Raw genomic sequence first — 15,770 nt, forward strand, 5'->3', positions numbered from 1 at the left:
CGTCCTCTTTGGGTGTCCTCTTTGGATGTCCTCTTTGGACCGGAACACGACGTCGGTGGCGACGGAACTCGTCAGGGGCCGACCGGTTCGACCGGTTCGGCAGGTTCGACTGGTTCGACAGGTTCGACCAGTTCGGCCCGCCCCGGCACTCGGACGGTGATCAGGTGGCCAGGGGCGGGAACTGCCGCCGGAGGTCGTCCACCTGGTCCGGTCCCCGGACCCAGGCCAGGGGCGCGTAATGGATCCGCACGCCGTGCGGGTCCTGGAGCAGCGCCCTGCCCCGCGCGTCCCTCGGCCACTCCACCTCGCCGGTGAGCGTGCGCGCGGGAATCAGCCAGTAGTCGCCGGTGCGGTAGCTGCCGCCCTTCGCGAACCACACCTGAACGCCGTCCTCCAGATCGATCCACGATCCTTCCTGGACGCGCAGCGCGCCCTCGTCGGCCTGCGGGGCTCCGCGCACCCCGGTGGCCTGGTGGTCCCATCGACGCAGGAAGGGGTGCCGCGCGGCCGTGCGACCCACCCCCGCCGGGGGTTCGCCGGACAGTCGCACCCGGCTCGCCTCGGTGTCGACGTCCTCCACGCGCAGCAGGGGCGAGGCGACGCCGCGCGCGGCCGAGGCGTCGTCCAGGACCTCGACCCAGTCCCCCACGTCCAGCCCGAGCTTCCCGTCCCGGCCGAGGGTGGTCAGCGTGACCCACGCGCCGGCGACCGACCGGACGCCGAAGACGACGCTGCCGTTCTCCCGCGACCACGTGAACGTGGGCGGCCGTTGGTCGCCCACCCGTCCGCCCCGGTGCACCTCGACCCGGTAGAGCTGGTTCTCCGGCCCCCGGTATCGGGACTCGGGGGCGACCAGGCAGGGTTCCTCGCTCGACGGGGGCTCGTCGGTCCGCGCGGCCAGTTGGGCCGTCGGCCGGGCGCCGGCGACCCACCGGTCGAACGCCGCGCGGAGCTGGTCCGGGTTCACCTCGCGGCCGGGGTCGAATCCGTCCTTGGTGGACAGTGGGAGCACCTGCCACGCGACCCTGGCGCGCACGGTGGTGTCGGGCAGGGTCACGCCGAGCGCCGACTCGCGGATCGCCGGGTCCTGCACGGCGGTGACCAGCGTCTCCCAAACCCGGAGGTAGGCCAGGAAGGGCGGGTCGGGCAGGTGGTCGAGGTCGTTCTCACGGTCCCGGTAGGCGTCCGGCTGGTCCCAGTAGGTCCATCCCCTCGGGGCCGGAACGGCGGCCGGGGCCGAGGCGGGCGCGGTCGGCTCCCCCGGGTCGCCCTGGGACCGGTCGTCCTGGGACTGGCCGTCCGGGACCGGTGACCCGGGGACGGGCCGGGTGGCGTCGAGGAGGATCCCGTCCACGTAGTACCGACCCGGGGAGATCTCCAGGTTCGCGGGCTCGCGGCCCTTGGCCTGGTAGCGCAGCCCGAACCCGGCCGCTCCCCGGGGTCCGCCGTGCGGCCCGACGAGGTCGCGGGCGAGGGTGCGGGTCAGGTGCAGGTGCAGCAGCGCCTGCTCGTTGGCGTCGGAGTCGAGCTGGACCCTGCCCTGCTGGGCGAGCACCGCCGAGAAGTGCCTGTCCGGCCGGAACACCAGGCGCGAGAAATCGCCGTGCATGCAACCTCTCCTCACGAGACGTGGACGATCCCGGCATCCATGCCGGCGGGTAGGAACTCGTCGAGCCGAGCACGCAGGTTGTCCTCGCGCTGGGGCTGGTACAGGTCGTGGAACGCGCCCAGCTCCGCGCCGTCCTCGGCGCCCCTGGCGATCTCGGGCGCGGTCCCGTCGGCGAGCTGCGCGTAGCCGGGAGTGCCGTAGCGGGTGCTGGTGAACCGGGGACGCACGCGCTGCTCGGCCACCTTCAGCAGCTCCGGCAGGGCCGCCGGGTCCAGTTCTCCACGCGCGGCCCGCTCACGCAGGTCCGCGAGCACGCCGTCGGGTTGGCAGCGGTAGCGGCGGGGTGTGCGGGACCGCGACGGCACGGCGCAGAACCGGAGGCAGCCGACGCCCCGGCGCGCGACGTGGAGGAGCCCGGTGAAGAGGCTGTTCTCGCCGAGGCGGACGGCGTGGGTGTGCACCTCGCCCAGGACGGTGCTGCGGAGGATGGTCAGCTCCGCGTGGGCATGTCGGCAGTCGGGGCCGGACAGCGCCTCCCTGTCCGGGCCGGTGGCGTCCAGGACGCTGTCGGCGACGTGGATCGGGATGGGGTCGGCGCGGACCTCGTCGGAGATCACCAGGATGGTGCCGAGGATGCTGTGCTCGATCTGGACGCACGCGGAGGTGTCCTCCAGGATCAGGCTCGGCTCCTCGGGGCGCAGGGGCGCGCAGCGGGCTTCGAGGGACCAGCCGGGCACCAGGGTGCAGTGGCGGAGGACGACCTGGCTGAGCGGGCCACAGACGTTCACGCCGCGGCCGGTGATCAGCAGGCCGTCGAGCACGACCTGGCCGGCCCGCTCGGGACGGCACCCCTCATCCGTCTTCTGTGGACGGTCACTGTGGACACCCCGGATGTTCAGGGCGTCGGGGCGGTTGCTGTACCAGTCCAGCAGGCGGATCACGGGGCGCGCGCCCTCGGCGGCCCGCACCTCCAGGTGCTCCCCCTGCGCGAGCACGAACTCGATCTGCTCCTGGTAGGCGCCGCTGTGGGTGATCTCGATGACCGCCTCGTCGCCCGCGCGTCCCTCGCGCTGGTCCGCGCGCCACCGCTGGTAGGCCTGGGTGATCCGCTCGTGCGGCTGGTCGGGGCCGACCCGGTAGACGGCGGCGTCCCGCCGGGTCGCGCGGTCCCTGGTGTACTCCCCTCCTCCCATGTCCGCGCTGAAGGCGTGGTGGTAGGTCACCCACACGCCGTGTCGGGGCGCGGAGCGGGAGCTGAACGCGAGACGGCCGAGCACCGGGTCCACGGCGACCTGGTTCCCGCGCGGGCGGTACCGCCAGTCGTCGAGGTCGGCGACGACGATGTCCCGCAGCGGCACGGGGCGCTGCTCGCCGTCCCGCCAGATCTCGATGCTCTTGCCCGGTCCGTAGTAGTCGGCCAGGCGGTCGGCCAGCGCCCTGCGGCGGATGAAGGCGGGAACGTGCTCGACGTCGGCGATGTGGGTGGCCGTGGGCTCGGGCACCGGCCTGGTCACGAGCGGGACGTCGTTGCCGAGGATCGAGAAGGTGTAGAGGTTGCGGGCGCGGTCGACGCAGTAGGCGGGGGCACGGGTGACGGAGTGCGGCAACAGCCGCCACACGAACACGCCGACCGAGGGTGGCCCGTGCCGGCCGCGTCGTCGTGCCCCGTTGATCCTCGCGGCGGTGGGAAGGTGCGCGGCCCCGTCGAAGGGCGAGTCGAGCAGGTCGAGGTCCGCTCCTCCTCGTAGGTCCACGTACCGGGCCCGCGTCATGCCGGCCCTCCTGGTCAGCGAGGCCTCGTCGGCCGGCAGGAGCCGGACCGGTTGGGTGGCGGCGAGCAGCCGGTGGAACTCCACCGCCCTGGCCGGCCAGTCCGCGACCGTACGGGCCAGGTTCTCCAGCAGCGGCAGGGTTCCCTTGCGACGCCGGTTGGTCACGGTGTCGGCGACATCGCGGCGGGGCGCGAGCCGGGCGGCCAGTCCGCGCGAGGCCTCACCGCCGTGGGCGACCGCCTCCTCGTAGCCGCGCAGGGTCCGGTACCCCACGAGGTCGCCGACGTAGGGCACGGCCCAGTCCTGGCAGGTCTCCACGAACCAGTTGTCGTAGAGCCGCGCGATGTCGTCCTCGACCAGGTTGAGCTGCTCGGCGAGCACCGCCAGCAGGGCGCGCAGCGCCCCTCCCGACTCGGCGTCGCGTTGCCGGTGGTACTGCGGCAACAGGGAGAACACCAGGTCGGGGTCGGGGTCGGGGCCGGCCGGGGTCGGGTGGTCGCTCACCGGGCCTCCTTGAGGATCAACGTGTCCGGCACGGCCGGGGACAGCACGACGAGCTGGGCTGGTCGGACGCCCCGGAACACCACGACCGACCGGCCGCGCGGGAGCGGGGTGGCGTCGGTGATGTCGGGGTTGAGCCGCACCAGTTCCGCGACGGTGATGCCGTGTTTGGCGGCGACGGCCGTCAGCGTCTCGGTGTCCGCGCCCCGGGGTGGGTCGACGGTGTAGCGCTCCTCCGCGAACTCCGCCACGCGGGCGGGGACCACGGGTTCGGGCGTGGTCAGGCGTTCGGCGAGCCGGAGCAGGCCGAGCGGCGTGAGGCCGCCGGGCACCCCGGTGAACACGTCGACGTCCACCGCGTCCACCCCGGGCACGGACTGCGCGGTGGCCAGCACCTCGGAGAGGTGGGCCGGCTGGCCGAGTTCGCGGCCGCGGAAGCCGAGCCACTCCAGCAGCGCCGCCCGCACGGCCGGCTCCACCACCTGCCAGGAGTGGTCCGGATGAACCCGGATCGTCGCCACCACGACCAGCAGGACGATCTCCCGCACCGCGACCACCACCGGGAGCTGGGCGTCGCCGTGCGCCACCAGGGCACGGCGCAGGGTCGTGACGACCTCGGAGTCCGGGGCGAGCGGGACGTCGTCCACCCCGGCGACGGTGACGTGCACGATCTCCCGTTCGCCGTCGAACACCTGACGCGCGCCGGCGCGGCCGATGCCGGCGCGGGACCGGGCGAAGTCGGCGTAGTCGGGCACCGACACGAGCCGGTCCAACGCGCTGACCCGCAGGGGGATGGTGCGGCGGAGCTGGCCGGCGTCGTCGCGGTCGGCCCCGCCGGTGGCCGGGAGCGGGTTGGTGACGCCGGAGACGCCGAGGGGCCGGGTGGTGACCTGCGTGATCTGCCCGGCCGCGACGTTGCCGGCCCTGCCGAGGCCGACGCGGTAGCGGGCGCGCACGTTCTCCACGCCGGTGGGCAGGCGCGCGCCGTGCTGGCCGTCGCCGAAGGTGACCCTGGTGGTGGCCCCGTCGGCCGGGCCGGTGACGTAGACGTGCTCGTCGGGGCCTCGGCCGGCCAGGCCGTCGACCTCGTGCCAGCGCACGCCGTCCACCCGCACCTCCAACGTGCTCGCCGCGCCGAGCGGGGTGTCGGCGGGGAGCCAGGTCAGCGGTCCCTGGCGGAGCGCGAAGGACTGGCCAGGCCGGCCGGCGTCGCCGCTGCCGATCGGCTCCTCCCTGGTCGCGCCGTTCGTGGCGCGGACGACGTTGCCGTGGATCGTCACGGTCTCGCGGCGGTAGCGGTAGGCGAGGTCGTTGGCCAGGACGATCGTGGTGTGGACGGTGTCCCCCGGGCGCTCCGGGTCGACGGCCTGCCGCACCCCGGCGATCATCGTCAGCTCCGTGCCGCGCACGCCGGCCGGGCTGCCGGGGACGTCCGCGCGCTCGCCGGTCACGATCAGCCAGCGACCGGGCGCGAGGCCGTCGTGCAGGTCGGCCAGTTCGATCTCCGACCCCCACACGTCCTCGGTCACCGGCTCGGTGGCCAGCGTCAGCGGGTCGCCCTTCAGGTAGATCGTGGTGTCCCTGATCTGGGAGAGCCGGGTGTCCCTGCGGTCGAGCCACGGCCGGTCCAGCACCAGCTCGGTGACCTTGCCGCTCATGCCGAAGGCCTGTTTGGCGACGGTGCGCACGTCGGTGACCCTGGCGGTGACCAGGGCGAGCGAGACGTCGCCGGGGAGCTGGCCGGCCTTGCGCGGGCGCTCCACGACCACCCAGCTCCCGACGCCGACCCCGTCATAGACGGCGTCGAGGGTGAGCACGGTGGCGGGGACCAGGGAGCGGGTGGCGAAGGTCAGCTCGACGAAGGCCGGCTCCCTGCCGGCGGCCTTGGCGCGCCGCACCGTGATGAGGACCCACCGGTCCTCCACGCGGTCGTGGTGCCAGCGGGAGAGCTGGTACTCCTCGGGGAGGTCCTCCCGCCAGGGGCCGTCGTCGGGCAGGGTCAGCCGGATCTTCTTGTCCGCGTCCGGTTTCCCGAGCAGGACGCGGCGGCGCGGCAGGTGCTTCTCGAAGGCCAGCGACAGCTCGCCGGTGTCGGCGTCGAGGCCGTACCGGACGCTGCCGGGGCCGAAGTCGACCTCGCCCGGCTCGTCGAGGTCGTCGACGACCTCCCGCCAGGCGTTGGCCTCCAGGTGGAACGTCAGCTCGACGCGCGTCGGCCCCTCGTCGCCGTAGAGCACCTTCACCGACAGGTTGAGCGCCGCGTCCAGCTCCCACTCCTCGTGGTCCACCCCGCCGCCGGGCCTCGGGACGGCGCGCAGCGGCGCGGTGGCGCCGAACGGGGTGGCGACGGCCCGCATGGCGAGGAGTTCCTGGAGCGCCAGCGGCCGGGTGAGGTCGACGCGCCGCCACGCGGCGTAGAGCCCGTCGCGCAGGCGGGGGTCGAGCGCGGCGAGCAGTTGGGCGCCGAGGTCGGAGCCGGGGGAGAACGCCGTCGCGGGGTCCCTGGCCAGGTCCCTGGCGCTGCCGGGAGGGCGGCCGGGCGCGGTCCTGAGCGCGCCGAGCAGGGCGCCGAGCCCGAGCACGGCGGCGCGACTGTCTAATGTGGATGGTGTGGGTGGACGGTCGCCGTTCGCGTCCTGGTCGCCGTCCGGGTTTGCTCCGTCCGGGTTTGCTCCGTCCTGGTCCGGGTCGGCCTCTCCGCCCGGCTCATCCGAGTGGGCGGCCAGGGAGCCCAGACCGAGCGCCGCGTGGAGGGGCCCGTCGAGCGGAGGCGTCGGACGCTGTTCCGGCGGCTGCGGGGGCTCCAGCCGCCGGGCCTGGGCACGGAGGTCGGACAGCTCGGCGGCGCGCTTCTCCAGCCATTCCCGCACGTTCCGGTAGTGCTGGGCGAGGGAGAGGGTCTCGTCGAGCCGTTCGAGCGCCTCCCCCACCGCCGCCACGTACTTCGTCGGGGTGTCCAGGGTCGGCCGGCGATGCCACAGGGGCACCAGCACGTCGTCGACGAACCGGTTCAGGATGGCGCTGCGCCGGACCTCGTCCGGCCGGTGGTCCGGGTCGACCAGCGGTTCGAGCAGGTCGGTCAGCTTCGTGCGGAGCAGGTCGAGGGTGGACAGCGCGGGGCGGGGCAGGCCGACCACGGTGACGTCGTTGTCCCGGTCCAGCTCGACGCCCGGCACCACGACCAGCTCCTGCCGCCCGGGCTCGCTGCCGAAGACGAACAGCAGCCGGTCACCGGGCCGGAGGTTGGTCGCGACCCCGGCCACGTGCACGGCGGGCCTGCGGCGGAACTGCCGGAGGGTGAGCTGATAGGGGCGGCGCCGCCGGACCTTCAGCTCGTTCCACGCCGCCCGCGCCACCAGGTCGTCGGCGGTCTCGAAGACCTGCGGCTCCTGCCCGGGACCCGGCACGCTCTGCGTCCGGGAACCCCGGGGAACGCGGACCGAGAAGTCCTCGCCCTGCCGGGGGTCGGCGTCGACGGTGTAGGCGAGGTAGGTGCCCGCGGCGACGCCGGGCCGCGGCTGGTGCCCGACGAGCCGGCCCAGCAGGACCAGGGAGCGTTCCTCCACCGCCGTGCGGAGGTAGCCCTCGTTGGCGATCCGCTCGGTGATGAAGGTGAGGAGGTCGGCCAGGACGGCGCCCGCGTCGAGCAGGCCGACCGCGGGGTCGTCCGGCGTGCGCGCGGTGAGGTCGCGCAGCGCCGGGTGGGCGGGGCTGGACAGCCGTGCCCGCATCGAGTCGAGGAAGTCCGCGTACGTGCCGACGCGGTGGGCGACCGCCGACAGGGCCGGCGGGTTCACCACCTCGACCGGCGTGCGCAGGTCGGTTCCCCGGCAGCACTGGCACCCGCGGCGGGTCATCGGCCGCCTCCGATCATGAGGGACAGCCGGCCGTTCTCCGGCCGGTCGGGGTCGTTGTCCAGTTGGGCGATCTCCAGCGGCCCGAGCCGGAGCAGGCCGTCGGCCAGCTCGCCCCGGTCCAGGCCGAACCGCCGGCGCAGCCGGGTGACCCTGGCCGAGACGACGCCGGGCACGGCGGCCGCCGCCGCGACCAGCCGGCTGGCCCTGACCGGCTCGCCGAAGCCGAGCAGGTCGGGGTGGAACAGGCCGGGCCGGCCGTCGGGGAGGACGCCGGAGCCGAGGACGGCGCGGACCGCCGCGAGCACGTGCCCGCGCTGGTACCCGGGTGCGACGCAGAGCGTCAGCTCCACGTCGAGGGGCACCAGTCGGGCCGGCCGGACGGCGACGTCGTGGCCGATCCGGCGGTACCGGTCCAGCTCCCGCGCCACCGCATCCAGGAGGGCGGGTGTCGGCTGGGCACTTCTGTCCACAGTGGATAGAGGGTCGGTCGTGGGGACGACGGCCACGCGGACCTCACGGCCCACTCCCGTCCAGCGGATCTCGGCCGCCGCCCGCCGGACACCGGCCACGCGGGCCGCCAGCTCGGCGTAGTCGGCCGCGGTGACGGCGCGCAGGAGCCGGCGGCGCGGGGCCAGCGGGGCGAGCTGGCGGACCTCGTTCATCGACTCCGGCTCGACCCCGCCGGTCGCCGCGATCGGGTTCCGGACGCGGGTGACTCCCCCGCTCCTGGTGTCGTCCCCCTCCCCTGACGCCTCGCGGAGCGCCGGCGCGGCACAGCAGAGGACGAGATGGGCGATGGCCTCGGCTCCGACGTTGCCGGCGACGCCGTTGCCGACCCGGTACGCGACCTCCAGCGTCGCGCCCGCCGGTGGGCGCGCGCCGTGGCGCCCGTCGCCGAACCGCAACGCGAGCCGGCCGACGCCGTCGGCCCCCTCCTCCAGCTCGCCGACGAAGTGCCGGTCCCGGGGGCCGCTGGACAGCAGGTCCCTGCGGGGCGTCCACTCCACCTGACGCTCCACAGTGGACACAGGGTCGGCAGGGTCGGCAGCGTCCACAGTGTCTTTCGAGACGGCCACGAACCGGTCGTCCGGAGCCAGGACCACGACGGCGGGCAACGCCTGACGCGGGTCGGTCGTCACGGCGGCGCGAGCGGACCCGGTGAGCACGGGCGAGGTAGGGCGCAGGCCGGTGGCGTAGGTGTCGCCCCAGCTCTGCGCGATCTCCCAGACGACGCCGTCATCCAGCACGGTGCCGGCGCTCGCCCTGGCTGCCAGCACGGCGAGGCGTTGGATCTTGCCGCCCAGCAGTTCGGCGCGCCGGGCGAGCAGCTCACGCAGCGCCTCGACCGGCCGGCCCGTGACGTCGAGGCCGGCGAGGGTCTTCTCGCCGAACAGGACCGTCAGTTCGGCGAGTTGGGCCGGTGTGAGCGGCCGGCCAGCCCGGACCTGCCGCCACAGCTCCTCCAGTCGCGCGCGGACCCGACCGGGAACCGCGTCCAGGAGCCGGGCCTGGGCGGCGGCCACGTGCTCGGGCAGCGGGAAGGGGACCCGCTGCGTCACCGGCGCGTGCCGCAGCACCGGGCGGAACGGCCGCCGCAGCGGCGGATACGTGACCTGGGCCAACAGCGCGCGGAGCGCGGCGTTCTGGTCGGCGGTGAGGGAGGGGACGACCACCTCCCGGTTCTCCTGGCCCGGTTCGAGCGTGATCGTGATGCCGGCTCGCGCGACGGCCGGCTCGCCCAGGACGTCGTTCAGCTCCCTGACGTCGTCGGGTGTCAGCGCGACGCGTTCGTCAGTGTCCCGGATGAGCGACTGGACGAGCGCCACGGCCGGGTCGTCCTCCCGTCGGTCGGCGCAGCCAAACGCCGGCGGCGCGCAGTCGGGCGGGGTGACCGGGGCCGGCGGGACGGTGATCTCCTCCGGCGCTCCCCCGCACGCGGTGAGGTCGCGGCCGTGGTCGACGAGCACCACGTTGCCCCGCGCCACGCTGACGTCCTCGATGAGGCAGCAGTCGGGTCCGCCGCGCGCCGACAGGCAGAGGTCGAAGGTCAGGGCGTCCTCGACGTCCCAGGTGACCTCCAGGACCGGCTGGTCGTACAGCTCGTCGACGGCCGGCGTGACCGAGGTGAGCCGGACCGCCTGGCGGTGCCGGGGGTCGGCGTCGGCGGGCGATCCGGTGCGTGGCCCGCGCACCTCCTCGAACACCAGCAGGTCGCCGGGGACGAGTCGGAGGGCACGACGCCGGTGGGTGCGGGCGCTCGTCGGCGCGTCCTCGGCCTCGGCCTCGGCCGTCGCGCCGGCCTCGCCGGCCTCACCGATCGCCTCAGTCGCTTCGGGCGCTTCGATTGGGTCGCCGTTGGCTTCGTCGTGCTCCTGGCGTCGCGGACTGGCTGAGGTGCGGACGTCGGCGGTCTGCCGGACCCACTCGTCGCGCAGGGTCGCCGAGGTCGACCCCCGGGGGAGGCAGCACTCCGCGTCACCCCACGTCCACAGGCGGATCTCGTTGTGCGCGCGACGGAGCGTCAGGTCAGCGCGGACCAGGGGCTCGAAGACCTCCAACGCCGTGCCGGGAGGCAGGTCCTCCAGCTCCTCGTCGGAGAGCGCCGGCCCGAGCCTCGGGCGCTGGACCGGGTCGAGGTGGCTGACGTCGATCGCCGCGAACCGGAAGTCGTCCGCCGTCAACGTGAGGTCCCTGGACGTCTCCAGAGCCACGAAGGCCCGCGCGTTGCAGCCGTCGTGCATGGCGTAGTCGACCAGGCGCGCGTGCCGCCGCACCGAGACCCGACGACGGGCGGTGTCCAGATACGCCTCGGTGGCCACCGCGTCCTGGTAGTAGCTGAGCTGGTCGCCGACGTAGGCGAGCACCTCGACCAGCGTGACGCCGAGGTCGGGCGCGTGTCGCTCGACCCACTCCGGCACGGTGAGCATGAGCCGGTCCAGCAGCAGGCGTCGCAGGCTCTCGTAGTCCCTGGCCGTGTAGTTCACGGCGGGGGCCGGCCGGACCTCCGGAGGGCACTGCGCCGCGGCCTTACAGTCCACATCGGACGGACACGAGCCCCGGAAGTCGAACCGCGCGCGGTGGTACCGGAGGTCGAATCCCGGGTACGGCTCCGTCCCCGGTCGACCGTAGGCGTCCGGCCTGACGACGCTCAGCTCGTAGGTGGAGGTGTCACCCCGCCGGTCGAGGGTGACGTGCGCGCGGTCGTCGACGTCGGGTTCGTCGTGGCTCTCCACGCGCACGTCGACGGCGGTGAGGCCACGGACGCGACGTCCGCCGTCGATCCGGATGTTGGCCGGCTGGAGTTGCTTCGGCGCCTTGCCCAGGAAGGTCAGGGTGAGCGTCAGGCCGTCGTCGCCGACCTCCACGCTGTCGATGCCGTTGCGGTTCCGCGCCCGCACCCGAGCCCGGCGTCGGTCGACCCCGCACTCCACCCCGGCCCGGTCGGTCGGATCGCTGGTCGTCATCACACTCCCCTCCTCTCGAACACGTCGTCGCGGCGGGTCCCGGTGGGCAGGACGACGTAGCCGAGGTGGACCCGGACCACGGTGTCCTCGCTGACCACCTCCAGCGACGCGATCTCGATGACGTCGCCGAGCCACCGCTGGAGGCTGGCCTGGACCGAGAGCTGGAGCGCGGAGGCGAACTCCGGGCTGGTGGGCGCGAACACCAGGTCGAGCAGGCCGCAACCGAAGTCCGGGCGCATGACGCGTTCCCCCGGGCTGGTGAACAGCAACTGCTCGATCATGTCGCGGACGTGGTCGTCGTACCCGACCTCGGCGGTGCGGCCCCTGCTGTCCACGCGGAACGGGAAGGCCAGGTCGGTGCGTCCCGGCCCGGTCCTGGCCGGCGCGGGGTCCACCCGCCGTCGCGTGGAGCGCCCGCTCACTGGCCCACCGCCCGTTGTTGGACCACCACGACGTGCGGGGCTCCCTGCGGGATCCGCTCCGCGCTCTGGCACAGCCCGACCGAGCCGTCCAGGATCGCGGGCGACCCGTTGACCCTGATCCGGCCGGAGGGAGTCACCCAGCGCACGGTGACGCAGGGCTGCGGCTTGGAGCCGACGGTGAAGCCGCATCCCGTGACCGCGTGGACGTCGGCCAGCGTGGCCACCGGCTGTCCGCCGACGAGCACGCGGGACTGGGACGGCGAGACCGTGACCTGCCCGCCGTGGGGGCAGGTCACCGTGGCGTTGACGTGCAGGAGGTTTCCGGGCACTGCTTCTCCCCCCTCAGGTCACGACCAGCGCGCCCTGGTTGACGGTGACGGTCCCGCCGACCAGCGAGATGGACGCGCCCTGGCCGGTGGTGATGACGATTCCCTTGTCGCTGACGGACAACATCGCGCCGGAGGCGGTCTTCAGGGTGATGCCCATGCCGCCCGGCTGGTCGGACAGCACGACGGTGTGCTGTCCCGTCGTCTGGAGCACGATGTTCGGCGACTGCGGCGGCCCGGTGTGCGCCAGGGGCGGCACCTCGGCGGCCGAGCCGTACCAGCAGCCGCTCCAGATCGGGTAGTTCACGTCGCCCTGCTCGAACTCGATCCACACCCCCGCGCCCACCGGCGGCACGACGTACTGGCCCATGCCCGGCCCGGCGACGGGGAGGCACGGCATCGCCCACGAGGACGGGGTGTTGCCCAGCACGTCGGGCACCTGGGCCTGGATGCGGGCCAGCCGCATCGGGTCCACATTGGTCACGACCGTGCCCCGGTACTTGCCGAGGTACCGGTTGGGTTCTGGGCTCATCGGCTTCCTCCGGCTCGTCGGGTGGGTCGGTGGGTCGGCTCGTCGGGCGGCTCACTCAGCGGCGGGCGGATTCAAGGGCGGGCGGATTCAGGGCGCGGGCGGGCTCAGGGGCGGACGGTCGGGTGCAGCGGGATCAGGCCCTCGCGGGCGAGGGTGAAGTTCTGGGTGTAGGAACCGCGCTGGAGGTTGTGGGTGACGCTCTTGACGTAGTAGAGGCCGTCGTAGGCGATGCCGGCCCCGCGCACGCCCACCAGCTCGCGCGGGCGGAGCACGTGCCCGTAGCGGACCACGTCAAGCTGGCCCGACCCGGAGACCGCGTCCGCCGACTCGGCCGCCATGGCCAGGGTCTGGGCCAGCGCCTGCGGCGTGTCCTTCTTGGCGGTGTCGGCGACGACCTTCTTCCGCAACGCGGGCGCGGGGCGGACGGTCAACGGCGGGCGCAGGACGCTCACCTCGGGGACGGGCAGCGGGGCGGCCACCCTGGTCGCCGGGATCTGCACCCTGGCCATCGGCTCCTCGCGCGCCGACCCGTCGAGCCCGAACGTCATTTGGTCCACTGTGGACAGACCATCGGCGTTGACCGTGAGCGCCGGCTGGGGAACCCCGAGCCGCACCTCCGGCCCCCAGTAGCCCCGGCTCACCCCCGGCGCGGGGCCGGGGTCGAGGTAGAAGACGTAGCCGTTGGCCTTGGCCAGCTCGGTCAGGTACCCGAGGTCCGTGCCCTTCTGGAACTCGATGCGCTGGGTCGGCATCGGGGCCTGCGGGAACAGCTCGGGGATCACCAGCGGGGTGATGCCGTAGCCCGCGTACCGCGCGATGATCGCGGACACCCGCGCGGCCGGCGGCATCGCGGGGAACGGCACGCCCTCCCGCTCCTCCAGGTCCATCAACACGGTCAGGTCCTCGCCGGTGACCGTGAGGGTGGACTGACCGGGCTGGTTGCTGACGCCGACCTCCTGCCGGACGCAGATCCCGTCCATGAGCACCGTGGGGGTTCCGCGTACCGTCACCACCAGGACCACGCGCGTCGGCGGGTCGAAGAACCCCGCTGGTAACAACGTGGTGCGGATCAGGCCCCTGGTCGACAGGTCGAAGGAGAGCTGGAACCCGCTGCGCTGCCCCGCCGTCACCGTCACCTGCGCGGACAGCAACGCGTCGGTGACCGGTCTGGGCACGGGCGCGGGAATGCGCGGTCCCATCAGCAGGGTGAGGTGGATCGGCGCCAGGTCGGCCATGTGCTACCCCTCCGCCGGGGCCGGCACGCCCGCCGGCAACGTGACGCGCAGCCGACGGCCGGGAACCTCGGTCAGCTCGCGGGGGTGCAGCACCCCGTTGGCGTCGGCGATCCGCCACCACTGCCCGGCATCGCCGAAGTGCCGATCCGCCACCAGTTCCGGCCGTTCGCCCTCGCTGACGACGTGGTCGGCGATCGCGGTGAACTCGCCGGGGTCGGGTAACAGACGGCGGCCCACATAAGGAATCCGACGACCGTCCGGCGTCACGTGCACCGAGGGCGCCACGTCGTGGTAGCGGCTGGTGCGCGGGTACGACGACGGCGTGGGCAGGGCGTCCAACGGGTTCACGGTCATCGGTTCTTCCTTCCTGACGCCCCTCGGCGCCCCTCGGCGCCCCTCGGCGTCGGTAGACGCCGCTAGAGGCCGCGCAGGCCCAACGACTCCAGCCGCCCGGCCGACGACCGGACGTACCGCTCCTTCTGGGACAGGTGGGCGAGGTACAGCTCGGATCCCCGGTGCCCGGCCGGCAGGTCGTTGACGGACAACACCCGCAGTCCCACGCCCACGGAGGCCCGGATGGGGTTGAGGTCGGCGTCGAACGCCTCCTCGGTGACGGTCAGCTCGGTGAGCCGCACCGGCATGACGCGCCGGGCTCCCCACACGAACAGCGTCAGCGGGCTCTCGATCGGCGTGATCTCCAGCGTTCCCGCCGCGGCCAGCGCCTGGTTCGCCCGCAGCCGGCCGCTGGTCGGGTGGACCAGCATCTCCAGGTCCGCGAGCTGCGGGTGGATGCCGTCGGGGGCGGGGACGTCGAGCTGGTCGGTCGCGTCGATCTCGGCGACGAACTTCCACGTCTCCACCGCCGGGCCCTTGAGCCGCAGCGCCTCGGTCCGGTCACCCTGGTCCGCGCCGGCGGCCTGCGGGGCCAGCGACCGCTCCAGCGTGTCCGGGTTGAACTGGAGCACGATGACCCGCTGCGGCGTCCCCCGCTCCGGGTCCACGATGACGATCCCCGCCCGCACCGGCTTCCGCAGATCCGCATACCTCGTCACGTCCGCCCCCTCCGAGACTCCCTGGACACGCGCACGGCAGGTCCGCACTCCTCTTCCAGGGGAAGCGGATGCCAGCGGTCCAGGTCGTCGGTGATCTCGAACCGGTGGAGTCGGGACAGCCACGGATCCTCGGCACAGGCAGTCACCCGGTTCGTCGCAGGAAGATCGCGGAGGAGAAGCCGGCGGATTCTTTCGCTGCTGACATCCGTCTCACCTTTCTGGCCAACGACGACGGTCTCAACCGCCAGGCGCGAAAGGCAGCCGCTGCTCATGGCCCCACCACACCGACACGCTGGCGGACCATGAGCGTCTGGTCCGGCCGTGGCCGCCCAGTCGTCGGGTGCACCCACATCTCCCGGGCGGCCTGCTTCCCCGGGTCCGCGTGTCCCGTCACGGCTCCCCCACCCCCGCCTCGTCGTACGTCGCGAGCATGTCCTCAGCCGTCTCGCGGACCGCCTGGTCCTCGTCCGTGGCGAGGACGTGGCGCAGGAGCGGCCGGTACTGGGGCCAGGGGGTGTGCAGCATCGCCCAGATCGCGAGCCGACGCACGTCCGGTTCCGGGTGCCGGAGGACGTCCGCCACGCGTGCCACCACCCGGTCGTCGGGCTCGGGCGGCGCGCCGAGGGTGAGCCGGTTGACGGCACGCGCCAGCTCGTCGGGGTCCCGCTCCCGCTCGACGGCCGAGAGCAGTTCCTCCAGAGGGATGACGTCGAGATCGCGGGCCATACCGGACAGCAGGTGCTCGGCCCGTTCCGGATCGCCCGCCTCGACCTGCACGAAGCAGTTCCACGTCAACCCGTCCTCGACGTAGAGCAGGACGACATCCGGTTCCACCTCCCAGGTCATCTCCACGATGGTCTCGCCGAAGCTCTCGCCCTCGGTCTGCTCGGTGCGACCGAGGTACCGCCAGCCCCGGGCTTCGGCGTAGGCGCCCACCTCGTCGTCGGCGGGGAACTCCCGGAGGACGAGGCGGCGGGACAGCTCACTACTGGTGTTCATC

12 protein-coding genes are annotated in these 15,770 nt (G+C 73.6%); all 12 read right to left on the bottom strand.

Annotated elements, in window-relative coordinates; translation table 11 throughout:
• Positions 1 to 160: 160 nt before the first annotated feature.
• Positions 161 to 1,609, bottom strand: a complete 1,449-nt coding sequence (locus LX15_RS14210) for a DUF6519 domain-containing protein (protein WP_253670048.1) — start codon at positions 1,607 to 1,609, stop codon at positions 161 to 163.
• Between the two features lie 11 nt (positions 1,610 to 1,620).
• On the bottom strand, positions 1,621 to 3,885 hold the full coding sequence (locus LX15_RS14215; RefSeq protein WP_253670049.1) for a hypothetical protein: 2,265 nt from the start codon (positions 3,883 to 3,885) through the stop codon (positions 1,621 to 1,623).
• Positions 3,882 to 7,739, bottom strand: a complete 3,858-nt coding sequence (locus LX15_RS14220; RefSeq protein WP_253670050.1) for a putative baseplate assembly protein — start codon at positions 7,737 to 7,739, stop codon at positions 3,882 to 3,884. Before LX15_RS14220 ends, LX15_RS14215 begins: the two co-directional genes overlap by 4 nt.
• Positions 7,736 to 11,203 (bottom strand): putative baseplate assembly protein, encoded by a 3,468-nt coding sequence (locus LX15_RS14225; RefSeq protein ID WP_253670051.1) that lies wholly within the window; start codon positions 11,201 to 11,203, stop codon positions 7,736 to 7,738. Before LX15_RS14225 ends, LX15_RS14220 begins: the two co-directional genes overlap by 4 nt.
• On the bottom strand, positions 11,203 to 11,625 hold the full coding sequence (locus LX15_RS14230; RefSeq protein ID WP_253670052.1) for a GPW/gp25 family protein: 423 nt from the start codon (positions 11,623 to 11,625) through the stop codon (positions 11,203 to 11,205). The genes LX15_RS14225 and LX15_RS14230 overlap by 1 nt, the downstream gene beginning before the upstream one ends.
• On the bottom strand, positions 11,622 to 11,954 hold the full coding sequence (locus LX15_RS14235; protein ID WP_253670053.1) for a hypothetical protein: 333 nt from the start codon (positions 11,952 to 11,954) through the stop codon (positions 11,622 to 11,624). Before LX15_RS14235 ends, LX15_RS14230 begins: the two co-directional genes overlap by 4 nt.
• A gap of 13 nt (positions 11,955 to 11,967) precedes the next feature.
• Entirely contained in the window at positions 11,968 to 12,483 is a 516-nt protein-coding gene (locus LX15_RS14240) for a phage baseplate assembly protein V (RefSeq protein ID WP_253670054.1), read from the bottom strand.
• Positions 12,484 to 12,587: 104 nt separating this feature from the next.
• Entirely contained in the window at positions 12,588 to 13,718 is a 1,131-nt protein-coding gene (locus LX15_RS14245; RefSeq protein WP_253670055.1) for a hypothetical protein, read from the bottom strand.
• Positions 13,719 to 13,721: 3 nt separating this feature from the next.
• Positions 13,722 to 14,072: a LysM domain-containing protein gene (locus LX15_RS14250; protein ID WP_253670056.1), complete on the bottom strand. Its 351-nt coding sequence runs from the start codon at positions 14,070 to 14,072 to the stop codon at positions 13,722 to 13,724.
• A gap of 62 nt (positions 14,073 to 14,134) precedes the next feature.
• A complete protein-coding gene (locus tag LX15_RS14255; RefSeq protein WP_253670057.1) occupies positions 14,135 to 14,770 on the bottom strand; it encodes a hypothetical protein in 636 nt (211 codons plus the stop codon).
• Complete coding sequence (locus tag LX15_RS14260) at positions 14,767 to 15,042, bottom strand: hypothetical protein (RefSeq protein WP_253670058.1); 276 nt, start codon at positions 15,040 to 15,042, stop codon at positions 14,767 to 14,769. The genes LX15_RS14255 and LX15_RS14260 overlap by 4 nt, the downstream gene beginning before the upstream one ends.
• A 118-nt stretch (positions 15,043 to 15,160) precedes the next feature.
• Positions 15,161 to 15,769, bottom strand: coding sequence for a HEAT repeat domain-containing protein (locus LX15_RS14265; protein ID WP_253670059.1), 609 nt, complete (start codon positions 15,767 to 15,769; stop codon positions 15,161 to 15,163).
• Position 15,770: the final 1 nt, after the last annotated feature.

This window comes from Streptoalloteichus tenebrarius, assembly GCF_024171885.1.
In the GTDB taxonomy this organism is placed as follows: domain Bacteria; phylum Actinomycetota; class Actinomycetes; order Mycobacteriales; family Pseudonocardiaceae; genus Streptoalloteichus; species Streptoalloteichus tenebrarius.